We start from the raw sequence: 25294 nt of genomic DNA, 5'->3' as shown, positions 1-25294 counted from the left end.
CCAACGGGTAAGCTCCTGCCCATGGTCCTGCGGAAGAACATCCTGATCACCGGGGCGAGCTCCGGACTCGGCGAAGGAATGGCCAGGCAGTACGCCGCGAGAGGGCGCAACCTGGCGCTGGCCGCCCGCCGTGTCGACCGGCTCGAAACCCTCGCCGCGGAGCTCAAGAAGGCGTACCCCGGCATCACCGTGGTCACCCGGAAGCTCGACGTGAACGACAACGACCAGGTTTTCGCCGTCTTCGAGGAATTCCGCGAGGAGCTCGGCTCCCTCGATCGCGTGATCGTGAACGCGGGGCTCGGCAAGGGACAGCGGATCGGCACCGGCCGCTTCGACGCGAACCGCGAGACCCTGCAGACGAACTTCCTCGCCGCGGCCGCCCAGATCGAAGCCGCCGTCGGCATCTTCCGGAAACAGAAGGAAGGCCACCTCGTGGTCGTCTCCTCCTTCCTCGCGCTTCGTGGCGTGCCGGGCAACGCCACCGCGTACGCCGCCTCGAAGGCGGGTATCTCGGCGTTCGCCGAGGGAACCCGGATCGAGCTGCTGAAGACTCCGATCAAGGTCACCACGCTGCACCCCGGGTTCATCGAATCGGAGATGAACGAAGACATCTCGAAGCTTCCGGGCGCCGTCAGGGCGGAGCCGGGCGCGCAGGCGCTCGTGAAGGCGATCGAATCCGAGACGGCGAAGGCGTTCGTGCCGACGTGGCCGTGGAGCGTGCTCTCGAAGCTCTTCCCGCTCGTCCCGGCTCCCTTGCTGAAGAAGTTCGGATGACCGTCGCGGACAAGACCGTCGAGGTACGCGGAGAGGACTCGTTCGACCCGGCCGCCGTGCACGCCTGGCTGGCCGCGCGGGTGCCCGGGCTCGGCGACGCGCCGCCCGGGGTCCGCCAGTTCCCTGGCGGCGCCTCGAACCTCACGTATCTGCTGACCTATCCGGATCGCGAGCTGATCCTGCGGCGGCCGCCGCTGGGGCACAAGGCCGCGTCCGCGCACGACATGCGCCGCGAGTTCCGGGTCCAGCAGGCGTTGCGCCCGGTCTTCCCTTACGTGCCCGAGGTTCTCGCCTTCTGCGACGACAAAAGCGTGCTCGGCGGCGACTTCTACGTGATGGAGCGGCTCGAAGGCCTGATCCTGCGCGGAGATCTGCCCGCCGGTTTCGACCTGCCGCCCGACAGTGCGCGTGAACTGTGCGGCAAGGTCGTCGACCGGCTGGTCGAGTTGCACGCCGTCGACGTCGAGGCCGCCGGGCTGGCCGACCTCGGCAAGGGCGCCGGTTACGTCGAGCGCCAGGTGCGAGGCTGGTCGGAGCGGTTCCTCAAGGCCCGCACGGAGAACGTCCCGGACTGCGCCGACGTGATGGCGTGGCTGAAGGAGAACCAGCCGTCCGAGGTGAAGATCTGCCTGATCCACAACGACTACCGGCTCGACAACCTGGTGCTCGACGACGATCTCGGCATCGTCGGCGTGCTCGACTGGGAGATGGCCACCCTCGGCGATCCGCTGATGGAACTGGGCAGCACCCTGGCGTACTGGGTGCAGGACGACGATGACGACGTCATGAAGCTCAGCCGTCGTCAGCCGACGCACCTGCCGGGGATGTACACGCGCGAGGAATTCGTGCGACGGTACGCGGAACGGTCCGGTCTCGACATCGGCGACTGGACGTTTTACGAGGTGTACGGCCTGTTCCGGCTCGCGGTGGTGATCCAGCAGATCTACTACCGCTACCACGCGGGACAGACGACCAATCCGGCGTTGAAGGACCTCTGGCAGTTCGTCGGCTACCTCGACGGCCGCTGCCGCCGGATCATCGGAGGAGGAACCGCGTAGATGGGCGCGATCTATCTGGTCCGGCACGGACAGGCGTCGTTCGGCGCGGAGAACTACGACCAGCTCTCGCCGCGCGGTTTCGAGCAGTCCACTGTGGTCGGTGAGGAACTGCTGCGCCGAGGCGTCGAGTTCACCCAGGCGCGGGCGGGTTCCCTTGCCCGCCAACGAGACACGGCCGCGACGGCGTTGAAGGTGCTCGGCTCCGGTATCGCCGTCGTCGAGGACGAGCGCTGGAACGAGTACGACCACGTCGACATCGCGAAGTATCACGCCGCCGGTGTCCAGCAGACCGACTCGCGGGCGTATCAGGCCGCTTTGGACGGTGCCCTGAACGCGTGGGTGTCGGCGGGGGATTCGAGTCCGTGCGCCGAGACCTGGCCCCGGTTCCTGGAGCGGGTCAAGGGCGCGCTGGCCGATGTCGTGGCGTCGCTGGGCAAGGGCGAGCACGCCGTCGTCTTCAGCTCCGGTGGCGTGATCGCGACGGTCTGTGGCGCGCTCATGGGCACGCCGGAGGCGGGGCTGCTGAAACTGAACCGGGTCACCGTGAACGCGGGCATCACCAAACTGGTGTCCGGCCGCGGCGGGGTGACCCTGTTGTCGTTCAACGAACATCCGCATTTCGAGGCGGAAGCCGCGGAACTGCTCACCTACCGCTAGGAGACATACGCGATGGCGTTCGGCGAGGTCACGGTCATCCCGGTCAACGGGCACGGTCCCGAGGACGTCGTGGTCGACGACCAGGGGCGGATCTACACCGGCGTCGACGACGGGCGGATCCTGCGCGTCACGCCGGACGGCAAGCGGATCGACGTCCTCGGCGACACCGGAGGCCGTCCGCTGGGCCTGGAGTTCTACGGCGAAGACCTCCTGATCTGCGACGCCAAGGCCGGTCTGCTCACCATGCCGCTCGCGGGCGGCCCGGTCACCACGCTGGCGACTTCGGCGGTGGGGCTCGATTTCGTGTTCTGCAACAACGCCGCCGTCGCCTCCGACGGCACGGTGTACTTCACCGACTCCTCGCGCCGCTTCGGCATCGAGAAATGGCGCGACGACCTGATCGAGCAGACCGGCGGCGGACGGCTCCTGCGGCGCACGCCGGACGGGAAGATCGAGCAGCTCGCGGACGGTTTCCAGTTCGCCAACGGTGTCGCGCTGCCACCCGACGAGTCCTATGTGGCCGTCGCCGAGACCGGCGCCTACCGGGTCGCGCGCGTATGGCTGACGGGCGACAAGGCGGGCACGCGGGACTACCTCGTCGACGATCTGTGGGGTTATCCCGACAACATCTCGACCGGCAGCGATGGGCTGATCTGGATCACCGTGGCGAGCCCGAAGGTGCCCGCGCTTTCCTTGGTGCAGAAGCTCCCCGCGCCGCTGCGGGCCGGTGTCCGGGCGCTGCCGACGGCCCTGCAGCCCGCACCCGCGCGGGAATGCGGGGTGCGGGGCGTGACCCCGGACGGGAAGCTCGTCCACGAACTGCGCGGGGAGATCGACGGGTTCCACGTGCTCGTCGGCGTCCGCGAGCGGGCCGGGACCCTCTACTTCGGATCCCTGGAGGACAACGCGATCGCGGTGACGTCAGTCTAGGCAGAACTCGTTGCCCTCGGGGTCGTTCATCACGATGAAGCCGAGGCTCAACGGCTGCTCGGGCTCGAAACGCTTCACTCGCGTCGCGCCCAGGGCGACGAGACGGTCGCATTCGGCTTCGAGCGCCGCCATGCGCTCGTCACCCTGCAGGCCGGGAGCGGCGCGGATGTCGAGGTGGACGCGGTTCTTCGCGATCTTGTCCTCCGGGACCTGCTGGAAGAAGATCCGGGGTCCTTCGCCTGCCGGGTCTTCGAGGGCCGAGCGGCTGTTGCGCTGCTCCACGGGCATGCCGACGCGCTCGAGGAACTCGTCCCACGCGTCCAGCGGGTCGGTGCCCTCCGGCACCTCGACCCCGGGAGGGCCGGGGTGGACGTAGCCCAGGGCGTCGCGCCAGAAGGTGGACAGGGCTTTCGGGTCGAGGGCGTCGAAGCTGACCTGGAATTCGCGGCTCTTGCGGTTCATGGGAGAAGTCTGACACGCCTAGCGGACAGGATCGGTCCGCTATCTCTGGCAGAGTGGGTGACATGGAGGACGAGCGCGGGACAACCGAACGGGTGCTCACCCTGCTCGGGCTGTTGCAGCAGCGCGCTGTGTGGACCGGCCCGGAGCTGGGAGAGCGTCTCGGTGTCACGCCGCGCACGATCCGGAGGGACGTCGAGCGGCTGCGCGCGCTCGGTTATCCGGTGCAGGCGAGCAACGGTGTCGGCGGGGGCTACCAGCTCGGGCCAGGGCACGACATGCCGCCGTTGCTGCTGGACGACGAGGAGGCGATCGCCACCGCGGTCTCGCTGCTCGCCGGCGCGGGCAGCGGGGAAGCCGCGCTGCGGGCGCTGACGAAACTCGACCGGGTGCTGCCGACCAGACTGCGGCGCGAGGTGAGCGCGTTGTCCGGCTCCGTGGTCGCCTTCGACGGAAGCCGCGCGCCGATCGACCCCGATGTGCTCATGACCCTGGCCCGCGCTTGCCGCGATGAGGTCGAAGCGGCCTTCGAGTATCCGTCTTCGGGTTCTACGGTGCGGCGGGTCGAGCCGTATCGGCTGGTGGCCTCGGGGCGGCGCTGGTATCTGTTGGCCTACGATCTCGACCGCGACGACTGGCGCACCTTCCGTGTCGACCGGATGATCGAGGTTTCCGCGCGGTCGTGGCGATTCCGCCCGCGCTCGGCGCCCGACGCGGCGGCTTACGTCCAGGAGAACATCGCCAGCCGGGTCTACCGGCACCAGGCACGGTTTTTGGTGCACGCGCCCGCTCCGGTCGTGCGTTCGCAGATCCCGGCGTCGGCCGCTGTCGTGCGGGAACGGGGGCGTTCGCGGTGCGAGGTGCTGAGCGGGGCCGGGGATCTCGATTTCCTGCTGATGCATGTGGTGGTGCTGGGGCACGCTTTCGAGGTGATCGAACCGGTGGAATTGGGGGAGCGGTGCCGGGTCCTAGCCGATCGGTTGCTTTCTGCTGCCGGTTCTCTTTCTCCGCATTCAGTCGACTAAGTGCGTGGGTTTCTTCGCATTTAGTCGACTAAATGCGTGGGGTACCCTTCGCATTTAGTCGACTAAATGCGAGTTGCTCAGGGTGATGCGGCGTTGGCGGCTGTTTCACCCTTCAGCGTTGTTCGTGCGGTTTCGTTGGTTGCGTAAAATTACGAACACGTGTTCGAGGAAATTGCGGTATTATGGAGTTGTGTCCGAGACCTTCCTCCCCGAACTGCCGCAGGAACTGTGGCGCGCCGGCAAGCTGGAGCTTGCCCATGGCGTGCAACAGTCCTTGCAGGTGATTCGGATGGCGACCGCGTGTTTGGGGCGGTTTCTGGCGGAGATTGAGTCTCGTGGTGTCAAAGACTTGTACGGGCATGGCAGTACGGCCAGCTGGTTCGCCGAGATTGCGGGACTATCGCGGGGTGAGGCGGGTCCGATCGTGAAGCGGGCCATCGCGTTGAACCCGACCCGGGCTTTGGATGGCACGGAGGTTCCGCCGGTCGCACCGGCGACTGCTGCGGTGGCGGCTCAGGGGTTGGTCGGGGATGAGCGGATCGATCAGATCCTGGAGATCTTGAAACGGCTCCCTGCCGATATTTCGGCCGAGGATCGGGAGAGCGCGGAGAAGATCCTGGCCGAGCTTGCTCCGAATGCCGGGCCCCGCCAGCTCGCTGGCGCTGAGGCGAAACTGCAGGGCTGGCTCAACCCTGACGGCAACGAACCCAAGGATCCTGAGCCGAAAGAGCCGCGCCGCGAGATCACTCTGGAGCGCCGGAAGGACGGCTTCTGGAAACTCACCGGCCTCCTGGACGATGAGACCGGGGCTCGTACGGCGGCGGCGTTGGAGGCGCATGCCCAGCCACGGCCAGTGGACGAGTTCGGGCAGGCGGATTTGCGGATGAAGTGCGAGCGCCTGGGAGACGCCTGGGCCGAACTCCTGGACCTTGCGATCGCCTGCCCCGACCAGCCCGGCACCAGCGGCTACCGGACCCTCGTCCACGTGACCATCGGACTCGAGGAACTCAAATCCGGCCTCGGCACCGCCTGCCTCGACTTCGTCGGAACCATGACCGCCCGCGAAGCCCGGCTAGCCGCCTGCGACTGCCTCATGCTGCCGGTCGTGATGGGTGCCTCGGGGGAGCCGCTGGATATGGGGCGGCTGAGACGCTTCGTCACCCCAGGCCAACGACGCGCGTTGAACATCCGAGACGGTGGCTGCGCCTTCCCCGGGTGTCACCGGAAACCCAAGAATTGCCACGCTCATCATATTGAGCACTGGGCAGACGGCGGACCGACCGATCTCCGGAATCTCGTGTTGCTCTGCGGCTTCCACCACCGGCTGATCCACCACGGCGACTGGGAAGTACGCATGGCCGCCGACGGGTTACCGGAGTTCATCCCACCCCAATACCGGGACCCGCTCCGACAACCCCGGCGCAACACCCTGCACCACGTCTGACCACCGAGGAGCCCGCCAGCCACCCAGGCGACGGGCCCCTCGGCATGCCCGTGCGGGTTTTGGGACATGTGACTTTCCAAGATCCACACAGTCCATCGCTCGCCCGGCCGAGAATCCTCAGGACCCGCCACTCGACGACGGAAGCATTCCCTAACGGACGACCACCACGACCGGCCCGATCACGCACGACTGTGTGGATTCCAGGTCATCCAACGCGCCAAAATCCACACAGTCCATCGTCACCAGACCGGTCACGACCGAAACACCAGTACCCGAAATCCCTGAGGACCCGATCCGCCGCCCAGTCCTTAACGGCCGATTCAAGAGCGCGTCACAAGCTGATCATCATGACCGGACCGGTCACGCATGACTGTGTGGATCTTGGGACATCTGACGCCCCAAAATCCACACAGTCCACCACCAAAGGACCAGTCACGACCGAAAGACCGGAGCCCACAACGGTCACCGAAAAGACCTCACCGACCAGTCCACTGAGGCGAACGCCCAGCCGTCCAGGCCGCATAGAACTCCCCATGATCCTTCGCCGTCATCAGCAAAGCCTGCGTGATCGCCTCCAGCTCGATGGAACTCCCCAGGTCCATATCCAGCTCACGCGTCAACAGCACCTTCGTCGTGCTGTAAGCCAAAGCCGGCCCATCGGCAAGACGTCGTGCCAACGCGGAAGCCTCCGAAGCCAAGTCTGAGTCGGGAACCACCTTCGAAGCCAAGCCGATCGCTTCGGCCCGGGCGGCGTCGATTTTGTCGCCCAGCATCAGCAGTTCGGTCGCCCGGCCGAGCCCGACCAGCCGTGGCAGCAGGTACGCCGAGCCCATGTCCGCACCGGCCAGGCCGACCTTCGTGAACAGGAAGGCGAACTTCGCCGACGACGCCAGCAGCCGGAAGTCGCTCGCCAGCGCGATCACCGAGCCCGCGCCCGCGGCGACACCGTTCACCGCCGCGATCACCGGGATGGGGCACTCGCGCAGCGCCTTCACCACCGCGCCGGTCATCCGCGTGAACTCCAGCAGTTCCGCGGACTCCATCTTCTGCAGTTCGCCGATGATCTCTTCGACGTCGCCGCCGGAGCAGAAACCGCGCCCCTGCCCGGTGATGACCAGCACTCGGACGTCGCCGCGATGCGGCAATTCGGCCAGCAGGTCGCGCAGGTCGGCGTAGCTGTCGAAGGTGAGCGCGTTCAGTTTGTCGGGGCGGTTCAAGGTGACCGTGGCGACGCCGTCGTCCACGGTGAACTCGAAGTGCTCCCAGTCCGTCGTGATCGGCGGCGTGGCGCGGAACGGGCTCATGACTGGATCCCACCTCCATCGAGGACGAGTGTCTGTCCGTTGATCGCGGCCGCTTCGGGCGCCGCGAAGAAGGTCACCGCGTGGGCGACCTCGTCGGGTTCGAGCAGGCGCCCGAGCGGCGACGCGGCGGCGAGGGCGGCTTCCGCGTCGGCTTCGTCGCGGCCGGTCCGTTCCTGGATCCGGGCGACGGAGGCGGCCGTCATGTCGGTGCGTACGAAGGCCGGGCAGACGGCGTTCGCGGTGACGCCGGTGCCCGCCAGTTCCGCGGCGGTCGCCCGCATCAGGCCGACGGCGGCGTGCTTCGACGCGGTGTACCCGGCCGTGTAGCGGTAGCCGATATGCGACGCCGTCGAGGCGACGGTGACGATCCGGCCGGTGTCGCGCGACCGCATACCGGGTAGGACCGCCCGTGTACACAGGAAAGCGCCGGTCGCGTTGACTTCGAGCTGGGTCCGCCACTGCTCCAGCGAGGTCTTCGCCAGCGGGGCGCTCGCCGAGATCCCGGCGTTGTTCACCAGTACGTCCACCGACCCGAGACCGTCGAAGTACCGCGCGACGGCGTCTTCGTCGGTGACGTCGCAGTCGGGCCGGCCGGGGGCGTGCACCTTGTCGCCGGCGGCCCGGAACCGGGCGGCGATGGCCGCGCCGATCCCGCGGGTCCCGCCGGTGACGACGACGATCCTGCTCACTCTGCCTCCACCCGGCGCAACGCGCGCCGATCGAGTTTTCCGTTGGCGGTGCGGGGGAGTTCGGTCACGAACACCACCTCGCGCGGGTACTTGTGCTTCGCCAGATGGGTCCGCGCGTGATCCTTGAGTTCTTCGGCCGTGGCCGAAGCGCCCTCCGCCAGGACGACGCACGCCCGCGGGACGACGAGGCCGTCGACGGTCACGCCCAGCACCGCGCAGTCGACGACGGCGGGATGACCGATGAGACAGTCTTCGATCTCGCTCGGCGCGACGAACACGCCGGACACCTTCAGCAGATCGTCGGCGCGGCCGTGGTGGTGGAAATACCCGTCGGTGTCGCGGCTGAACAGATCGCCGGTACGCAGGGTGTCGCCGTGGAACGTCCGCGCGGTCTTCTCGGCGTCTCCGTAGTACTCGCGCGCGATGGTCGGACCGGTCACCTCCAGGGTGCCGATCTCCCCGTCCGGCAACGGATCGCCGCTCTCGTCCAGTACGCGGGCGGTGTAGCCGGGGACCTCGCGGCCGAGGCTGCCGACCCGCTGCGCGCCGGGCACGTTGGACAGATAGATGTGGTACGCCTCCGACGAGCCGATCCCGTCGATCACCGGGACGCCGAACAGGTTGTCCCACTTGCGATGCAGCTCCGAGGGCAAAGCCTCACCCGCCGACGTCGCGAGCCTCAGCGAGCTCATGTCCACAGAGGACGCCGATGGGTGGGCGATCATCGCGCTCATCATGGTCGGCACGTTGACCAGGATCGTCGGCCGGTAGCGCTCGATCAGCGAGAACAGCAGGTCGGCGGTGCTGCGTTGCGGGAACACGATCCCGGACGCGCCCACACCGAACGGGAACAACGCGGTCAGATCGCGCGCGTAGCCGAAGAACAGCTTCGGCACGGCCAGCACGCGGTCGTCCTCGCGGAGGCCGAGCACGCCGAGCGCGTACCGGTCGAAGCTTTCCAGTGCGCTGCGCGCCGGATGCACACACGCCTTGGGCGCACCGGTGCTGCCGGTGGTGAACTTCCAGATCGCGACGTCGTCCAGCGTGGTCGGCGCGGCTTCGAGTTCGTCCGATGCCGACGCGATCAGCGTGGAGAACGAGTGCTCGCCGGGCAGCAACTCCACGTCGCCGACGACCAGCAGGTTCCGTGCCCCGGCTTCGCGCAGCGCGGGCAGCGTCGAGGCGTCCGCGATGACGACGACGGCCTCGGTGTAGCCGAGGTAGTACGCGTAATCCTTGGGCTGCAGGAAGGAATAGACCTCGGCGGTGACCGCGCCGATCTTCTGCGCCGCGTACCAGACGGCCACGAACTCGATGCCGTCGTTCAGCGCCAGCAAAACCCGCTGTCCACTTCGGACACCGAGTTCGCGCAGCACGTTCCCGGTCCGGTTCACCAGGGCGCCGAGCTGCGCATACGTGACTTCCTCGTCGCCGCACTGCAACGCCGTCCGCTGCCCGGGGAGACGGTCGACGAAATGGGTCGCCAGATTGAAGGTCATACGAGCTCCCGGATCGCTTCGACCAGGATGTCGGTGAGCACCGAGAAGGTCTTCTCGCCTTCCTCGGCGGTCGCCTGGGCGGGGGTGCCGCAGTAGGCCTCGGTCATCCCGGCCGAGGCGAAGTTCGTGACCCCGCCGCGCGCCAGGTCGACGTGGACCGCGGGCAGTCCGCGCTGGACGGCGGCGTCGACGAGATCCGGCCGGTCGGCGAGCACCAGCGACGTCTCGTATTGCCCGGCATGGCATTCGCCCGAGCGGAACTCGTCGGTGAGCCGCGCGGCGTACCGGCGGCGGACGAGGTCGACGAAGCCGACGCCCGCCGTCTCCGCCACCCGTCGCAGTACGGCGAGATGTGCCGGCTCGAAATGGTTGTTGACCAGAAGGATCCGGGTGAGCCCCTGCTCGGTGAGCGCGCCGCAGATCTCGGTCAGCAGCGCGAACAGGGTCTCTTCGCCGATCGAGACGCCGCCCGCGAACCCGGCGGCGAACCGCGTCACCCCGTATGGCACCTCGGGCAGGATCAGCACACGCAAACCGGGATCACCGGCCAGCCGTGCGGCGGCGCGTTCGCACATCCCGCGTGAGATCAGGGGATCGGTGCCCAGCGGCGCGTGCGGTCCGTGCGGCTCGACCGCGCCCACCGGGAGCAACAGCACGGGAACGCGCGCGTCGGACGCGAGCGCGGCCACCTGACGCGAGCTCAACTCCGCGAAGTACGTCACTCGAATCAAGCTACACCGCAGCGGCCTGAGGTGTATAGAGTTGCGCTCATGCCCGAATCGGCCCCGCCCCACGGCGACCCAGGTCCCCAGGAGCTGGTGATGACGCTGCTCGGTACCTACGTGTCGCCGCGCGAGAGCCGTCGTGTCTGGTCCGGCGGCCTGGTCGGCGTGCTCGCCGGGCTCGGCTTCTCCGACGGCGCCGCGCGGATCGCGCTGGCCAGGCTCGCCCGCCGCGACCTGCTCGCGAGGCACAAGGCGGGCAGGCTCGTCCACTACTCGCTGACCCGCCGCACGATCTCGCTACTCGAGGACGGCGACCGCCGGATCTTCTCCCTCGGCAGGCGCGAGCGCGAGGTCGGGCAGTGGACCGTGCTGTGGCAGAGCATCCCGGAAAGCCGCCGCCAGGCGAGGGAACGCTTGGTGCGACGGCTGCGTTTCCTCGGGTTCGGCCCGGTCCAGGACGGCACCTGGATCGCGCCGCACGACCGCGAGGCCGAGGTGCTCGCCCTGCTGGCCGAACTGGACGTCGCCGACCACGCCGGGCTGATGCTCGGGAAACCGTCGGCCGGGCTCGACGTCCGGCGGTTCGCCGCGCGGGCGTGGAACCTCGACGGCCTCGCCGCGCGTTACGACGCGTTCGTCCGAGATTTCGGCGGATATTCAGGCGACCTGCCTGACGCCGAGGCGTTCCAGGTCCGAACCTGGCTGACGCATACGTTCCGCGCGTTCCCCTCACTCGATCCGGAGCTCCCGGTCGGGCTGGTGCCCGCTCCGCCGAGCCGGGCGGCCGCGGTCGAGTTGTTCCACGATCTCTATCAGGCGCTGGCCCCGGCGGCGCAACGCCATTTCGACGAGGTGACTGAAAAGTGACAGGTGACCGGGAGGGGCTCTTGATCTTTTCGGGGTCGCGCCGTTTTCGGCCGGCAGGCCCCGTGATCGCGATGGCAGGGCGCCGTCGCGGGCAACGTGTGTTGATCGGGAAGGGCGCGCCCTGGCAGCGCGATCACGGTCGGCGCGATATCGATGGAGTGACAGAAAAATGAACGACGACACTCAGGCCGCATTGAGTTACACGTCCTACCTTTCGCTGGACGAATTGCTGGACGCACAGCATCCGCGGTCCGACGAGCACGACGAATTGCTCTTCATCGTGATCCACCAAGTGTATGAACTTTGGTTCAAACAAGTTCTCCACGAGGCGCTTTACCTGCAGGAGCAACTCGAAGCGGGTAACACCGCTCACGCCGTCCGCACTTTGCGGCGAATCCTGACTATCTTCAAGGTGGTGGTCGCGCAGATCGATGTGCTCGAGACGATGACTCCGAGCCAGTTCACCAGTTTCCGTGCGCGACTCGACGCTTCGAGCGGGTTCCAGTCGGCTCAGTTCCGTGTCCTGGAGGCCGCCCTCGGCCGCCGGGACGAGCGGGTGTTCGCGCATTACCCCGAAGGCGGTGAACAGCGCGCCCAGATCGCGGACGCGATGTCACGGCCGTCGCTCTTCGACTCCTTCGTCACCTACCTCGCGGTGAAGGGGTACGACGTCCCGACCGGGCGCGATGTCACCAAGCCACTCGAACCCTCTCCGGCGCTCCAAGAGGTTCTGTTGCGGGTCTACCGCGACGACACCGGGCCGTCCGTCGTGGCGGAGCACCTGGTCGATCTGGACGAAGGGATGCAGGAGTGGCGGTATCGGCACGTGAAGATGGTCGAGCGCACCATCGGAGACAAGACCGGGACGGGGGGTTCGTCGGGCGCGCACTATCTGCGTACGACGCTTTTCTCCCCGATGTTCCCGGATCTCTGGGCGGTGCGGAGCAGGCTTTGACGAACCTCGACGAACTCCGCCGCGATCCCAACGCGCTCGCGGAGCACTACCAGGCGTTCGGTGTGGCGGACCGGATCCTGTTGACCGGGCATTCGCATCAGGCGTGGCCCGACGTCGCGCGGGAAGGTCTTCTGGAGGCCTTCGCCGACGCGGCCGAAGAGGTCGACACGAAGTGGGAGCGTGCCTTCGCGAAGGCCGACGAGATGCGTGCCGGGTTCCGGGCGCTGCTCGGTGACCCGCACGGCGCCATCGCGCTCGGCGCCAGTACCCACGATCTGGTGATCCGGTTCCTCTCGGCGATGGACCTGCCCCGCCGTCCGCGCCTGGTCACCACCGACGGCGAGTTCCACACCCTGCGCCGTCAGCTGGGCAGGCTGGCGGAGGAGGGCGTCGAGGTGGTCCGCGTGCCCGCGGCGCCGGTCGCCACGCTGGCCGAACGCGTCGCGGCCGAGGTCACCGAAGACACCGCCGCCGTGCTCGTCTCGGCCGTGCTGTTCGAGACCTCCCGGCTCGTGCCGGGTCTCGCGCATCTCGCCGACGTCTGCCTTTCGAAGTCGGTGAACCTCGTCGTCGACGCCTACCACGCGCTCGGCGTCGTCCCGTTCTCGCTGCACGACCTCGGGCTCACCAACGCCTGGGTGCTCGGCGGCGGCTACAAGTACCTCCAGCTCGGCGAGGGCAACTGCTTCCTGCGGATGCCCGCGCACGCGCAGGAACTGCGGCCGGTCGTCACCGGCTGGTACGCCGAGTTCGGCGCGCTCGCGGACGAGCGCCGGCCCGGCCGGATCGCCTACGCCGCCGGATCGGACAGGTTCGCCGGAGCGACCTACGACCCGACGAGCCACTACCGGGGCGCTCGTGTGTTCCGGTTCTTCGCCGAGCACGGGCTCACGCCCGAGTTCCTGCGGGAGGTTTCGCGGCACCAGGTGGGCTTCCTCGCCGAGGGCTTCGACAAGCTCGGGCTGCCCGAGGACGTCATCACCCGTGACCGGGAGACGCCGCTCGACCGCGTCGGCGGCTTCCTGTCGCTGAAATGCGCCGACGCCGGAGCACTTCAGGCCGCCCTCGCCGAACACGGCGTCCGGACCGACAGCCGCGGCGCGTATCTGCGGTTCGGACCGGCGCCGTATCTGTCCGACCGGCAGCTCGATTCCGCGCTCCGTGTCCTTCAAGAGGTCGTCAACGGCTGAGAGACCTCGGCCCCGGCTTGGCGAACGGACCGGGGCGATCTAGGTTTGCGATGTGGCACCGTCGCCGCCGGACGACCTTCGTCGGGGACTGTGCCTTGTTGCAGGAACTTCGCACGTGAGCCACAAGCAGCGTGCACTCCAGGACAAGGAGTCACCACAGTGACCGAAGTGTTCGGCCAAGGTACCGGCCATGAACAGGTCGTCTTCTGTCAAGACCAGGCCACCGGCCTGAAGGCCATCATCGGGATCTACTCGACGGCGCTCGGGCCGTCGCTCGGCGGGACCCGGTTCTACCCCTACGAATCCGAAGACGCCGCGCTCGCGGACGTCCTCGCGCTGTCGAAGGGGATGGCGTACAAGAACGCGCTCGCCGGGCTCGACCTCGGCGGCGGCAAGGCCGTCATCATCGGCGACCCCCAGAAGCACAAGACCGAAGCGCTGCTTCGCGCCTTCGGCCGGTTCGTCCAGACGTTGGGCGGCCGCTACATCACCGCCTGCGACGTGGGCACCTACGTGCAGGACATGGACGTCGTCGCCCGCGAATCGGAGTTCGTCACGGGCCGCTCGCCGGAGAACGGCGGCGCCGGCGACTCCTCGGTGCTCACCGCTTTCGGCACCTACCAGGGCATGCGCGCCTCCGCGGACACCGTCTGGGGCGTCCCGGACCTCGCGGGCCGCAAGGTCGGCGTCGCCGGCGTCGGCAAGGTCGGGCACATCCTGGTCGGGCATCTGATCGAGGCGGGCGCGCAGGTGGTCATCACCGACGTCTCGCCCGCGGCGATCGAGCGCACCCGCGCGGCGTACCCCGGGGTCGAGGTCGTCGAAGACCTCGACGCGCTGATCCGCACCGAACTCGACGTCTTCGCGCCGTGCGCGCTGGGCGGGGTGCTCACCGACGAGACCGTCGGCCTGCTCCGCTCCAAGATCGTCTGCGGCGCGGCCAACAACCAGCTCGCGCATCCGGGCGTCGGCAAGCAGCTCGACGACCGCGGCATCCTCTTCGCGCCGGACTACCTGGTCAACGCCGGTGGCGTGATCCAGGTCGACGACGAGCGGCACGGCTTCGACTTCGCGCGCGCCAAGCGCAAGACGACGGCCATCTTCGACACCACCAAGGCGGTCTTCGCGCTGGCGAAGGCCGACGGTGTGCCGCCGGCGACGGCGGCGGACCGGCTGGCCGAACGGCGGATGGCCGAGGTCGGCGGGCTGCGGTCGATCCTGACGGTGTAGCTCCCCTGAACGCTATGAAAGGTCCTTTCCTTGCAAATTTTGCAAGGAAAGGACCTTTCATGGCACTTGGGTGTGCCGGGGACTCAGCCGCTCTTGCGACGGAAGGTGCGCTTGTTCGCCGCCGGACCGTGCGCGTGCAGGTTCTTCCCGCCGCCGTTCTCGTGCGCCGAGCCTGAGCGGGCCTGAGCCTGCTTGCGCTCCAGGGCCTCGCGGAACTTGCGCTTCGTGTCGTCCTCTTCGCCATCCGCCGGGGACGGTGCGGGTTCAGTCATTCTTACCTCCGAGGTGACGACGTGTGACCACGCCAGCCTGTCAGGAACCGACCGGCTTGGCGAGTCGATTTACGTCACCTGGACGGCGCCGGCAGCTGGACCGGACCGCCGAACCGGACCCGGTCCCGCAGCAGCGGGTGCCAGCAGTGATCGCACAGCAGGATCGGCTTCAGCCGGTTGCCGCAGTCCACGTGCTCCAGCGTGATGTCCGGCTCCTGGCCGGGGACCTCGAAACCCCGTGACCATTCGGCGATGAAGGCCAGCGCGGGGAAGAACGCGAGCCCTTTCGCCGTCAGCCGGTAGTCGTGCGCGTCGGTGCGGGTCTTCGCGATCCCGGTGCGCAGCACGCCGACGTCCACGAGCCTCGACAGCCGCCCCGAGAGCACGCTCGGCCCGATGCCCAGTTCGCGTTCGAACTCCGAGAAATGCCGTGCCCCGAGCAGCGCGCTCACCACGACCCCGGTCGACCACCGGTCGCCGAGGAGTTCCATCGTGTCCGGGAAGAACATCAGCGGATCACCCGCGAGTGACTCGGCGTCCTTGCGGCGGAAGCGTTTCGACGCCGTCGCTTCGACGACGCCGGTCTCGTCGAGCCGCCGCGCGCGGACGTCGCGGGCGTCGACCCGGCGTTCGCACGAGGCGCAGCCGAGCGGCGCCGACGTGGCCAGTTCGCAGTCGAGATGGATCAGCGTCGGCAGTACCGCGCGCCGTCCCTCGACCCATTCCCGTTCCCACGCCCAGATCGAGATCAGCAGCGGCCACAGATCGAGGCCGCGTTCGGTGAGCCGGTACTCGTGCCGGGTGCGGCGCGCGTCCCGGTACGGCGTGCGGACGAGCACGCCCGCGTCGACCATGTCGCGCAGCCGCCCGGACAACGCGGTGGGGGAGATGCCGAGCCGCAGCCGCAGTTCCTCGTAACGGCGGAAACGCAGGAAAAGGCTCTGCAGGATCAGCAAGGTCCACTGATCGCCGAGCAGTTCGAGCGCCCGGCGCAGCGGATCGCCCGCCGGCCGGACGCGGTGCGCCGTCGCCTCTGTCACGTGGTTCCTTCCGAGGGTGGTGTCGCTGTCAGCGTACTACTGACTACAGCAACAGAAGCCTCTTGACACCTGACTACAGAAATCATAGTGTCTCAGCCATCGGTCAACGCGAACCAGCCGGGGAGTACCGATGACGAGCACCTCCGAGCAGCCGGTCCTGGTGGCAGCCGCCACCGGGGAACCCGAGGTCAACCCGTACCTGATGGGCGTCTACGCCCCGGTCGGCGAGGAGATCGACGCGAGCGATCTCGAGGTCGTCGGCGAGATCCCCGCGGACCTCAACGGCGTGTACCTGCGCAACGGGCCGAATCCCCGGTTCGAGCCGGAGGGGCGCTACCACTGGTTCGACGGCGACGGCATGATCCACGCGGTCCATCTGGAGAACGGCAAGGCGCGCTACCGCAACCGCTGGGTCCGCACCAAGGCGTTCGAGGCCGAATCCGAAGCGGGCAAGGCGCTCTGGAAGGGCGTCATGGAGTCGCCCAAGGGCAACCCGTTCGGCAACACGCACGGCCTGAACGTCAAGGACAGCGCCAATACCGACCTGATCTTCCATCGCGGCAAGGTGCTCTCCACCTGGTACATGTGCGGCACGCCGTACGCGGTCGATCCGCTTTCGCTGGAGACACTGGGCGCCGAGGACTTCCTCGGCACGCTGGTCGGCGACATGATGGCCCATCCGAAGGTCGACGAGCGGACCGGCGAGATGTTCTGGTTCGACTACGGGCCGCGGCCGCCGTACCTGCGCTACGGCGTGATCAGCGCGGACGGCAAGGTCGCGAGCACGACCGACATCGAACTCCCCGGCCCGCGCCTGCCGCACGACATGGCGATCACCGAGAACTACGCCGTCCTGATGGATCTACCGCTGGTCCAGGACATGGAGGCGGCGCGCAACGGCCGTCACCGGCTGGTGTTCGACCGGTCGTTGCCGAGCCGGTTCGGGGTGCTCCCTCGCTACGGTAACGGTAGCCAGATCCGCTGGTTCGAAGCCAGCCCGTGCTACATCTACCACGTCGTCAATTCCTGGGAACAGGGCGAAGAAATCGTCCTCGACGTCTGTCGCGTCCAGCGCCCGCAACCGCGCGCGGACGCCCGCACCCCGCTCGCCAAGATGCTGTCGTACCTGCGGCTGGACGCTTCGCTGCACCGCTACCGGTTCAACCTCCGGACCGGGCAGTGCCTGGAGAACCAGCTCGACGACGACAACACCGAATTTCCGTCCGTCGACTCGAGGGTGATCGGCGGCCGGAATCGCTTCTCCTACGCGGTGCACATCTCGCCGGAGTCGACGCTCAAATTCGACGGCCTGGTGTGCTACGACAATCTTGCCGGCGCCAAGACCGAACACCGGTTCGGTCCGGGCCGGTGGGGCAGTGAGGCGCCGTTCGCACCCCGCGACGGCGCGGCCGCCGATTCCGCCGACGGCTATCTGGTGACCTTCGTCCAGGACGAGCGTGAGGGGCGCTCGGAGCTGGACGTCTTCGACGCCGCCGATCTCGCTGCCGGACCCGTGGCCAGGGTCCTGTTGCCCCAGCGGGTCCCGCTCGGTTTTCACGCGACCTGGGTACGAGCGGACCAGCTGGAACCTTCCCGTGATCGATGATCCCCGTCGCACTCGCCCGCCGGAGGGGGATGGGCAGGTGTGTCCGGGCTGGAAAGCCGCGTCCGAGTCGCCCCTTCCAGGGGGTGGGGCGACTCGGACCCGGCATCGTGGACGAAACGCCGTGCGAGCGCGCCGACCGCGGTCGCGGCGGTGAACACGAGGGCGGCGACGCCCGTCTCGGTCGTGAACTGGAGCGCGCCCAGTGTCCCGACGGTGAATCCCGAATGGACACCCCAGGCGATCACCGCCGTCCCCGCGGTCGCGGTCAAACGCGTCGCGACACCGGTGACGAGGACGACGAAACCCAAGGCCAGCAAGGAAAAGGCGTGATGTCGCGCCGAACCGAGGAGTCCGGCCACCGACGCCGCGACGACGACGGCGGCACAACCGAACGGGAAGCCGAAACACTCGGGTTTCCTCATCCGCCCAGTCAACTCCGCGTCACCGGCCGTGCCGCGGGCGTGAACGCCTTCCCTACGGCTCCGCCGGGAACCTTGACGGAATCCTGACCCCGGTCAGGCTTCGCGCGCGTGCGCGATGATCGCGTCGGCGATCGCGGGCCACAGCTGCCGCGGCAGTTCGTGGCCCATTCCGGGGAACAGCAGCAGTTCCGCGTCCGGGATCGCTTCCGCGGTCGCCTTCCCGCCGCTGACGTTGATCAGCGGATCGCTCTCGCCGTGGATGACGAGCGTGGGGACGTGGACGTCGCGCAGCTTCGCCGTGCGGTCACCCGAAGCGACGACGGCGGCGGCCTGCCGCAGTGCGCCTTCGGGGTGATTCGCGCGGTCGTAGTTGCGGGTGGCCTTCATGCGCAGGAACTCTTCGTCGGACGGGTGACCGGGCGAACCCACGAGTTTGAACCACGCGATGCCGTCTTCGATCGCCTGCTCCCGGGTGGCGGCGGGCGGCCGCGTCAGCCCGGCGAGCGCGGCGGGTTCCGGATGCCCGACCGAGGGGTCCCCGGTGGTCGACATGATCGACGTGAGGCTGAGCAGCCGCTCGGGCGAGTCGATCGCGAGCTGCTGCACGATCATCCCGCCCATCGACGCCCCGACGACGTGCGCGCGGGCGAAGCCGAGGGCGTCGAACAGCCCGGTGATGTCGGCGGCGAGATCGGACAGCAGGTACGGCGCGGAGGTCAGGTCGCCCGCGGCGAGCGCGGCCAGATCCGGCGCGGGGAGATCGTCCAGATAGGACGAAAGGCCGATGTCCCGGTTGTCGAAGCGGACGACGTGGAACCCGCCCTCGGCGAGCAGTGCGCAGAAGCCCTCCTCCCACGTCACCATCTGGGCGCCGAGTCCCATCACCAGGACGAGCGGCGGATCCGTGGGGGAGCCGAAGGTGTCGTACTCGAGTTCGAGACCGTTCACACGCGCGCGGGGCATGGCCTGATCCTGCCGGAAGCCCCCGCCGTCCGACCAGCCGAATGCGGATACGGTAGCCCGCATGCCGACTTTCTCCGAAGACGCGGGTTCCCGGCCGAGGTCCCGCGCGGCTTCCGGACGGCCGGCCGTCACCAGGGACCGGATCGTCGACGCCGCGCTGGAGCTGTCGGCCGAATCGGGCCTGGAGAACTGGACGTTGCGGCAGCTCGCGGCCGCCGTCGACGCCTACCCAGCGGTGGTCTACCACCACGTCGGCGACCGGGACACCGTCGTCGTCGCGGTGCTGGACCGGGTGGTCGGCGAACTGACGCTGCCCGACGAGACCTTGCCGTGGCGGGACTGGTTCGACGAGTTCCTGCCGACCGTGCGGACCGTGCTGCGCCGCTATCCCGGTTCGGCGCGCCGCCTCGCCCTGTTCGGGCCGTCGGTCGCCGCCGCCGTGCCGACCATGAACACCGGCATCGGCCGTCTGCTCGCGGCCGGTTTCGGCGGCGAGGCGCCGTTCGCCTACAACCTGCTGCTCGCCACCGCCTGCCAGTTCGTCGCGATGGAGGACGACCGGGAGAGCGCGATGGCGCTCCAGCTCGACCGATGCGAGGGCTACGCGGCGTACCGCACGCGCGAGGACCTGCCCGGAATGGCGGCGCTGGGCGAGTCGATCGCCGAGCTGGTCGCGGATCCCGACCTCGCGGCCGGTTACTACGAGCGGCTTTACCATTACGCCGTGCAGCGTTGTCTCGACGGTCTCGAACTCCGGCTCACCCAGCTGAACGCAATCGGACGTTTGACAGAGCCGTGACAGGGAATCGGCGTAGTGTGGAGGAATACCGGTGCTCGTCACCGGTCCCGAAGCCCCTGGCACCAACCTCCCCCTCGAGGTGCCGGGGGCTTCTCCCTCTCTCAGCCTCGCTGGATCTCCGGGAAGACCTCGCCGACCAGCGTGACCAGCGATTTGCTCAGCAAGGTGTGCACCTGCGCGCGATCGAGTGAACCGCGCACGAGCCATTCGCGGCCCGCCGCCTTGACCATCCCGCCGAACGCGCGGACGAGCGCGTTCAGCTCCGGCCCGTGTTCGCTTTCGCGGGAGAGGCCGACGGCTTCGAGCACCCGGTCGGCCGATTCGCGATCGGCTTCTTCGAGGATCCGTTCGACCTCGAGGTCCCGGCCGATGCCCTCGGGCGCGATCGCGGCCAGCCACATCTTCTCCTGGCTGGTGACCATGTCCAGGAACCAGTCGATGGCGACGTCGGCGCGCAGTTCGAGCGGGCCTTCCGGCAGGATCTCGACGGCGAGCCGCGGCACGGTCAGCGCCCGCCGGATGATCTCCAGGTAGAGCTCGCGTTTCGTGCCGAAGTAGTGGTTGATCAGACCCCTGGCGACCCCGGCCTCGGCGGCGATGTCCGAAGTGGACACTTCCGAGTACGGGCGGTCGGAGAAAAGGCGGGCCGCGCAGGCGAAGATCTGCTCCTTGCGCTCGTCCGGTTCCAGTCTCCGCCATCTCGGCGCCGGCTCGGTGGTCATGCGGTCAATCTTCCCACGATCGATTCAGCCCGGCCGGACGATGTCCGAACCCGTGTGACATCAAAAAGCAAAGTGTCAGTTAATCCGGCGTGTACCGTCTGTTGGCCCGCTGGTCTTTACCGTCTTCAGTCAGGTGGCATGCCGTGCGCGCTGTCGGGGCGCGTTTGCCTCCTACCGGCCCGGCCTGGCGAGTAACCCCCCCTAGCTCGCCAGGCCCGGGCCTTCTTCTTTCGGCGAGGGGCGTTCGGCGGGCAGCAGCAGCGTGAACGTCGTCGGCGCCGGGCTGGTCAGCCGCAGCCGCCCGCCTTCCGCCTCGGCCAGGCTCCGCGCCAGCCGCAGGCCGATCCCGTTGCCTTCGTGGTCCTCGGTCCGGTCGACGGTCGCGAACGGATCGTGCCCGTCCTCGATGGCGCCCTCGTCGCTCACGTCGATGGCCAGCGCGTCGCCGGCGTCGCGCGCGAGGACGGACACCGTGCCGCGTCCGTGGGTCGCCGCGTTGTCCAGCAGTACGGCGAGCACCTGCCGCACGGCCGCGTCCGCCGCCCGCGCCGGCAGGGCGTCCCGGCCGCTGATCCGCAGCGCGCGGCCGCGTCCGGCGAGCAGCCCGTGCCAGGTCTGGCGGACCTCTTCGAAGAGTTTGCCCAGGTCGAGCAGCGCGCGCGGGGCCCTTGTCTGTTTGGCCAGCGCCAGCAGGTCGTCGATGGTGCGTTCGAGCCGGTCGGCCGAGGCGATGCCGTCGCGGATCGTCGCGTAGGGGTCGCGATCGGGGCTTTCCAGCGCCGCCTCCAACTGGAGCCGAAGCCCGGTCAACGGGGTTCGCAGCTGGTGGGAGGCGTCGGAGGAGAAGGTCCGCTCGCGGTCCAGCGTCTCGCCGATCCGCTCGGACGTGACGTCGAGTGCCTCGGCGACCTGATCGATCTCGTGGACCCCGGTCCGGCGGGCGCGGACGGTGAAGTCGCCCTCGCCGAGCCGTTCGGCGGTGGCGGCCAGATCCTCCAGCGGGCGCGCCAGCCGGGTGGCGATCCGGCGCCCGATCAGCCAGCTCGCGCCGATCGCGATCCCGGCGAGCGCGATCATCTTCAGCCAGGTCAGGCGGATCTTGGCGTCCAGTTCCGACCGGGGATGGGCGGCGCGGACCACCCCGACCAGCGACGGGCCGCTGAGCACCGGGACCGCCAGGACGATCTCGTCGTCGCGGGTGCCGGTCGCCATGTCGGTGTAGTGCGCTTCGCGGACGAAGCGGTCTTCGCTGTTCGGGCCGTTGCCTGCCAGGAGCCTGCCGGTCGGGGTGTAGACCGCGACCCTGATCCCGCGGATCCGGCCTTCCTCCTCTTTGACCGGTCTCAGTTCCGGGACGCGGCCGTTGGCCAGGTCGCCGGCCACGCCGAGGACGACGGTGTCGGCGACCCGTTCGAGGTCGTGGGTCGAGTTGCCCTCGTGGAATCGGGCGACCGCGACGGCCAGCGGCGCCCCGAACAGGGTGATCGCCAGCACCGCGGCCAGCACGGTGAGGGTGACGATCCGGCGGCGCACGCTCAGAGTGTGGCCGAAGTGCGAGAGGATCACCCACCCGACGCGATATTTTGCCGTCCGTTGACCTGAGATCAAGGCGATGTTGACCCCCTTCGCCTTACCTTGGGGCCATGCGCCGACGTGCCGCCGTCATGGCAGGCCCGGGGCCCGGATCCGTCCCCCTCGTCCGGTTCGCCGTCCCGGGCGAGTGTGTGGCCGTGCTGCCCGCTGGAAGTGGCGAGCCCCTCCTCGGCGCTCCCGGTGTCGGCGTGCTGCTCCGGCGCGGGAACCTCTTCGACCACCTCACCGTCGAGCGGAACGTCGTGCTGGCGGGGCGGCTCGCCGGGCGGCGCACCGCGGGCGACCTGCTCGAACTCGTCGGGCTGGCCGGACGGGGCGACGACTACCCGGACACGCTTTCGGCGCTGGAAGGCGCGCGGGCCGGGGTCGCCGTCGCGCTCGCCGGAGCGCCTGACGTGCTCCTCGCCGACGAACCCGCCGGAGAACTCGACGGGCTCGCCGCGCTCGAACTCATGGATCTGCTGTGCGCCGTCGCGGCCCGCGGGACGGCCGTCGTCGTGGCGACCCGTGACCCCGAGATCGCGGCGGCCGCGCAGCGGATCGTGAGAGTGGCGTGACGGCGCCACTCGTCCGCGCCGACGAGCTGGCACACACCTACGGTTCCGGGCTGACCGCCGTGGTCGCCGTGCACGGCGTCACCTGCGTGATCGGCGCGGAGACCCGCGCGGTGGTGACCGGCAGGGCGGGCGCGGGGAAGACCACGCTGCTGCATCTGCTCGCCGGGATGAAGAAACCGACCGCGGGCACCATCGACTGGCCCGCCTTCGAGCCGTCGCCGCCGGGACCCGACCTGATCGGGCTGGTGCTGCAGGACGGCGGGCTGCTGCGCGACCTCGACGTCCGGCTCAACGTCGCCCTGCCGCTCGTACTCGCCGGGCGGACCGGCACGGCGGTCCGTGACGCCGTCGACGGGGCGCTGGAGCTCGTGGGCCTCGGCGGCTTCGCCAAGAAGGCGCCCCGCGAGCTGACCGGCGAGCAGATCCGGCTCGCCATCCTGGCCAGGGCGCTCGCGCCCGCGCCGAAACTGATCCTCGCCGACGACCCGGCGGGCTGGCTCGACCAGCGCGAGGGCGAGCGGCTGCTCGGCAGGCTCGTGCGCGCCGCGGACCAGCTGGCCGCCGGATTGCTGGTGGCGACGGCCGAAGCCGCCCCGGCCGGGCTGTTCGGGGAACAATGGGCGATGGTCGACGGGAAGCTGGTGCTGGACCGGTGATCGCCGCGATGGCGTTGTGGGTCGGCGGGATCGCACGCGTGCGCCCCGCCAGGCTCGGCGTGCCCGCGGCCGGGGTCGCGATCGTGACCACGCTGCTCGCGGTGCACGACTGGACCTGGGCCCCGGCACCGCGCTGGATCCCCGCGATGGTGCTGGTGGTGCTGCTGTCCACCCCCTCGGCGAGGGTGCTGCGGGCGGATCAGGATCTGCTGCGTGCCCGCGGCGCCACCGGCGGGCAGGTGGTCGGGCTGGCCGCGGCGGAGGCCGCGGCGGCCGGGCTGGCGGGCGGTGTGGTCGGGAGCGTCGTGTCCCTGGCTTGTGGCTTCGCGACCGGTACGGGCGTAGCGGTCGCCCGGGAAATCGTTCTCTTGCTGCTCGCCGGAGTGCTCGTGGCGGCACTCGCCATCCTGCCCCCGGTGCTGCGCGAGTGGTACTTCGTCCCGGCCGACGGCGGGCCGCCCTGGTGGTCGCCCTATGGTCTCGACGTCATCCTGCTCGCGCTCGCCTTCGTCTGGCCGCTGTTCGGCTGGGCGGGCGGCACGATGCTGCTGTGGCGGCTGGTGGAGCTGGGGCTGCGAAAGGGAAAACGGGCGATCGGTGGGATACTCCGGCCGCTCGTCTCGGGACTCGCCGGCGTGATCGCGCTGTCCATTTCGTGGCGGAGCGCGCTCCTGGCGCGATCTCTGGTGCTGGTCGCGCTGGCGGTGGCGTTCGCCATGGCGACCGCCCTCACCAAGGACGGCTGCGGTGAGGCCGAGGTGGATCTGATCGCCTCCCTGATCCTCGCGGCCGCCGCGGCCGGGCCGTCGTTCGGGGCGGCGCTCAACGAACGTCGCCGCGATCTGCTGATCGTGAGCACACTCGGCGGGAAACGGCGGCAGGTGGCGGCGTTCATCGCGGGTGACGCGCTGGTGGTCGGCGGCGGCGGCCTGATCGCCGGGCATCTGCTGGGCGTGCTGTTCGTCTTCGTCTCGAAGGTGGAAAGGGTGCCTTCGCCGCACGGCTACTTCGGGCTGCTGGCGCTGGTGGTGATCGGGTCGTGTGTGGCGGCGTCGGCAAGGATCGCGCAGCTCGCCGCCCGCGACGAGGTCTCCGACCTGCGCGATTACTGATTCTCGAAGGGTTGTTCCAGGCGGTAGCCGTGGCCGCGCAGGGTCGAGATCCTGGGCGCCTGCTCGGGCGTGGGCGCCGATTCGGTCAGCTTCCGGCGCAGCGCCGCGATGTGGACGTCGAGCGTCTTCGTGGAGCCGTACCAGTGCGCGTCCCACACCTCGGACATCAGGGTGTCACGGCTGACCGCGACACCCGGCTGTTCGGCCAGCCGGGCGAGCAGGTCGAACTCCTTGGCCCGCAACGCGATCTCCTTGCCGCCGACGCTGACCCGGCGGCCGGCGGTGTCCACCCGCAGATAGCCGATGGCGATCGCGGGCCTGCTCTCCGGCGGCGCCGTCCCGCGCCGCAGATGCGCCCGCACCCTGGCGAGCAGTTCGCCGAGCCGGATGGGTTTGGTGAGGTAGTCGTCGGCGCCGGCCTCCAGGCCCACGACGACGTCCATCTCCTCCTGCCGTGCGGTCAGGATGACCAGGACGGCGCCGGGCAGCTCCGCCCGCAGCCGGCGGCAGACCTCGACCCCGTCCAGATCCGGCAGGCCGAGGTCGAGCAGGACGAAGTCGATGTCGCCGTCCGCCGCGGCCGCGAGCGCGGTGCGGCCGTCACGCTGCCAGGAAACCTCGTAGCCGTGCAGACGGAGGGTCGATTCGAGGACGCCGCCGATCGCGTCGTCGTCTTCCACCACCAGCAGTTTCGGCATGCGGGGCAGCTTAACCGTTGAACACTGTTCTTTTCGGCTTGGACGTTA

27 protein-coding genes are annotated in these 25294 nt (G+C 69.0%); 15 read left to right on the top strand and 12 right to left on the bottom strand.

What is annotated here, in order from left to right:
• Positions 1–21 precede the first annotated feature (21 nt).
• The 4 genes from AB8M46_RS36750 to AB8M46_RS36735 are packed head-to-tail and all read left to right on the top strand — an operon-like array spanning position 22 to position 3419.
• Positions 22–774 (top strand): SDR family oxidoreductase, encoded by a 753-nt coding sequence (locus AB8M46_RS36750; RefSeq protein ID WP_394363165.1) that lies wholly within the window; start codon positions 22–24, stop codon positions 772–774.
• Positions 771–1832, top strand: a complete 1062-nt coding sequence (locus AB8M46_RS36745) for a phosphotransferase family protein (protein WP_394363164.1) — start codon at positions 771–773, stop codon at positions 1830–1832. The genes AB8M46_RS36750 and AB8M46_RS36745 overlap by 4 nt, the downstream gene beginning before the upstream one ends.
• The gene (locus AB8M46_RS36740; protein ID WP_037346781.1) at positions 1833–2489 is read left to right on the top strand and encodes a histidine phosphatase family protein; all 657 of its coding nucleotides are present in this window, start codon (positions 1833–1835) and stop codon (positions 2487–2489) included.
• Positions 2490–2501: 12 nt separating this feature from the next.
• Positions 2502–3419, top strand: coding sequence for an SMP-30/gluconolactonase/LRE family protein (locus AB8M46_RS36735; RefSeq protein ID WP_038517668.1), 918 nt, complete (start codon positions 2502–2504; stop codon positions 3417–3419).
• Here AB8M46_RS36735 and AB8M46_RS36730 read toward each other — a convergent pair.
• Positions 3411–3881: a VOC family protein gene (locus tag AB8M46_RS36730; RefSeq protein ID WP_038517663.1), complete on the bottom strand. Its 471-nt coding sequence runs from the start codon at positions 3879–3881 to the stop codon at positions 3411–3413. The genes AB8M46_RS36735 and AB8M46_RS36730 overlap by 9 nt on opposite strands.
• A 62-nt stretch (positions 3882–3943) precedes the next feature.
• Here AB8M46_RS36730 and AB8M46_RS36725 point away from each other — a divergent pair, with 62 nt between their 5' ends.
• On the top strand, positions 3944–4903 hold the full coding sequence (locus AB8M46_RS36725; RefSeq protein WP_394363163.1) for a helix-turn-helix transcriptional regulator: 960 nt from the start codon (positions 3944–3946) through the stop codon (positions 4901–4903).
• 190 nt (positions 4904–5093) lie between these two features.
• On the top strand, positions 5094–6347 hold the full coding sequence (locus AB8M46_RS36720) for a DUF222 domain-containing protein (RefSeq protein WP_394363162.1): 1254 nt from the start codon (positions 5094–5096) through the stop codon (positions 6345–6347).
• Between the two features lie 476 nt (positions 6348–6823).
• Here the strand turns inward: AB8M46_RS36720 and AB8M46_RS36715 are convergent, their stop codons facing one another.
• From AB8M46_RS36715 to AB8M46_RS36700, 4 genes are read right to left on the bottom strand one after another with little or no spacing between them, the layout of a single operon-like run.
• Entirely contained in the window at positions 6824–7651 is an 828-nt protein-coding gene (locus AB8M46_RS36715; RefSeq protein ID WP_378413781.1) for an enoyl-CoA hydratase family protein, read from the bottom strand.
• The gene (locus AB8M46_RS36710; RefSeq protein ID WP_394363161.1) at positions 7648–8340 is read right to left on the bottom strand and encodes an SDR family NAD(P)-dependent oxidoreductase; all 693 of its coding nucleotides are present in this window, start codon (positions 8338–8340) and stop codon (positions 7648–7650) included. The genes AB8M46_RS36715 and AB8M46_RS36710 overlap by 4 nt, the downstream gene beginning before the upstream one ends.
• Positions 8337–9839 (bottom strand): benzoate-CoA ligase family protein, encoded by a 1503-nt coding sequence (locus AB8M46_RS36705; RefSeq protein WP_394363160.1) that lies wholly within the window; start codon positions 9837–9839, stop codon positions 8337–8339. The genes AB8M46_RS36710 and AB8M46_RS36705 overlap by 4 nt, the downstream gene beginning before the upstream one ends.
• On the bottom strand, positions 9836–10561 hold the full coding sequence (locus tag AB8M46_RS36700) for a creatininase family protein (RefSeq protein ID WP_394363159.1): 726 nt from the start codon (positions 10559–10561) through the stop codon (positions 9836–9838). Before AB8M46_RS36700 ends, AB8M46_RS36705 begins: the two co-directional genes overlap by 4 nt.
• A 48-nt stretch (positions 10562–10609) precedes the next feature.
• On the opposite strand from AB8M46_RS36700, the gene AB8M46_RS36695 reads away from it, so the two are divergent.
• The 4 genes from AB8M46_RS36695 (at position 10610) to AB8M46_RS36680 (ending at position 14806) form a co-directional block, all read left to right on the top strand.
• Entirely contained in the window at positions 10610–11431 is an 822-nt protein-coding gene (locus tag AB8M46_RS36695) for a PaaX family transcriptional regulator C-terminal domain-containing protein (RefSeq protein ID WP_394363158.1), read from the top strand.
• A 169-nt stretch (positions 11432–11600) separates the two neighbouring features.
• Complete coding sequence (locus AB8M46_RS36690; RefSeq protein WP_394363157.1) at positions 11601–12386, top strand: tryptophan 2,3-dioxygenase; 786 nt, start codon at positions 11601–11603, stop codon at positions 12384–12386.
• The gene (locus tag AB8M46_RS36685) at positions 12383–13576 is read left to right on the top strand and encodes a kynureninase (protein ID WP_394363156.1); all 1194 of its coding nucleotides are present in this window, start codon (positions 12383–12385) and stop codon (positions 13574–13576) included. The genes AB8M46_RS36690 and AB8M46_RS36685 overlap by 4 nt, the downstream gene beginning before the upstream one ends.
• Positions 13577–13735: 159 nt before the next feature.
• Positions 13736–14806 carry a Glu/Leu/Phe/Val dehydrogenase gene (locus tag AB8M46_RS36680; RefSeq protein WP_037346807.1) on the top strand — a complete coding sequence of 357 codons (1071 nt, stop codon included), beginning with the start codon at positions 13736–13738 and terminating at the stop codon, positions 14804–14806.
• 83 nt (positions 14807–14889) lie between these two features.
• On the opposite strand, the gene AB8M46_RS36675 is transcribed toward AB8M46_RS36680, so the two are convergent.
• On the bottom strand, positions 14890–15078 hold the full coding sequence (locus AB8M46_RS36675; protein ID WP_005162443.1) for a DUF5302 domain-containing protein: 189 nt from the start codon (positions 15076–15078) through the stop codon (positions 14890–14892).
• 74 nt (positions 15079–15152) lie between these two features.
• Positions 15153–16118 carry a winged helix-turn-helix transcriptional regulator gene (locus AB8M46_RS36670; RefSeq protein WP_394363155.1) on the bottom strand — a complete coding sequence of 322 codons (966 nt, stop codon included), beginning with the start codon at positions 16116–16118 and terminating at the stop codon, positions 15153–15155.
• Between the two features lie 130 nt (positions 16119–16248).
• On the opposite strand from AB8M46_RS36670, the gene AB8M46_RS36665 reads away from it, so the two are divergent.
• Complete coding sequence (locus AB8M46_RS36665; protein ID WP_394363154.1) at positions 16249–17724, top strand: carotenoid oxygenase family protein; 1476 nt, start codon at positions 16249–16251, stop codon at positions 17722–17724.
• Here AB8M46_RS36665 and AB8M46_RS36660 read toward each other — a convergent pair.
• Both AB8M46_RS36660 and AB8M46_RS36655 read right to left on the bottom strand, forming a co-directional pair.
• Entirely contained in the window at positions 17673–18146 is a 474-nt protein-coding gene (locus AB8M46_RS36660) for a hypothetical protein (RefSeq protein ID WP_394363153.1), read from the bottom strand. The two genes, AB8M46_RS36665 and AB8M46_RS36660, sit on opposite strands and share 52 nt — an antisense overlap.
• Before the next feature lie 93 nt (positions 18147–18239).
• Positions 18240–19109 carry an alpha/beta fold hydrolase gene (locus AB8M46_RS36655; protein ID WP_037347031.1) on the bottom strand — a complete coding sequence of 290 codons (870 nt, stop codon included), beginning with the start codon at positions 19107–19109 and terminating at the stop codon, positions 18240–18242.
• Positions 19110–19170: 61 nt separating this feature from the next.
• On the opposite strand from AB8M46_RS36655, the gene AB8M46_RS36650 reads away from it, so the two are divergent.
• Positions 19171–19908, top strand: coding sequence for a TetR/AcrR family transcriptional regulator (locus AB8M46_RS36650; RefSeq protein WP_394363152.1), 738 nt, complete (start codon positions 19171–19173; stop codon positions 19906–19908).
• A 101-nt stretch (positions 19909–20009) separates the two neighbouring features.
• On the opposite strand, the gene AB8M46_RS36645 is transcribed toward AB8M46_RS36650, so the two are convergent.
• Together AB8M46_RS36645 and AB8M46_RS36640 are read right to left on the bottom strand one after the other, a co-directional pair.
• Positions 20010–20630, bottom strand: coding sequence for a TetR/AcrR family transcriptional regulator (locus tag AB8M46_RS36645; protein WP_037346818.1), 621 nt, complete (start codon positions 20628–20630; stop codon positions 20010–20012).
• Between the two features lie 201 nt (positions 20631–20831).
• On the bottom strand, positions 20832–22196 hold the full coding sequence (locus AB8M46_RS36640) for a sensor histidine kinase (protein ID WP_394363151.1): 1365 nt from the start codon (positions 22194–22196) through the stop codon (positions 20832–20834).
• Between the two features lie 77 nt (positions 22197–22273).
• On the opposite strand from AB8M46_RS36640, the gene AB8M46_RS36635 reads away from it, so the two are divergent.
• From AB8M46_RS36635 to AB8M46_RS36625, 3 genes are read left to right on the top strand one after another with little or no spacing between them, the layout of a single operon-like run.
• Positions 22274–22780 carry a lipoprotein ABC transporter ATP-binding protein gene (locus AB8M46_RS36635; protein WP_378421509.1) on the top strand — a complete coding sequence of 169 codons (507 nt, stop codon included), beginning with the start codon at positions 22274–22276 and terminating at the stop codon, positions 22778–22780.
• Entirely contained in the window at positions 22777–23436 is a 660-nt protein-coding gene (locus AB8M46_RS36630; RefSeq protein WP_394363150.1) for an ATP-binding cassette domain-containing protein, read from the top strand. Before AB8M46_RS36635 ends, AB8M46_RS36630 begins: the two co-directional genes overlap by 4 nt.
• The gene (locus AB8M46_RS36625) at positions 23433–24548 is read left to right on the top strand and encodes an FtsX-like permease family protein (protein WP_037346830.1); all 1116 of its coding nucleotides are present in this window, start codon (positions 23433–23435) and stop codon (positions 24546–24548) included. Before AB8M46_RS36630 ends, AB8M46_RS36625 begins: the two co-directional genes overlap by 4 nt.
• Here the strand turns inward: AB8M46_RS36625 and AB8M46_RS36620 are convergent.
• Positions 24542–25246 carry a response regulator transcription factor gene (locus tag AB8M46_RS36620; protein WP_037346833.1) on the bottom strand — a complete coding sequence of 235 codons (705 nt, stop codon included), beginning with the start codon at positions 25244–25246 and terminating at the stop codon, positions 24542–24544. The genes AB8M46_RS36625 and AB8M46_RS36620 overlap by 7 nt on opposite strands.
• Positions 25247–25294 lie beyond the last annotated feature (48 nt).

The organism is Amycolatopsis sp. SB7-3, from assembly GCF_041021335.1.
Lineage (GTDB): Bacteria > Actinomycetota > Actinomycetes > Mycobacteriales > Pseudonocardiaceae > Amycolatopsis > Amycolatopsis japonica.
This window is presented reverse-complemented; position numbering and strand designations above follow the sequence as displayed.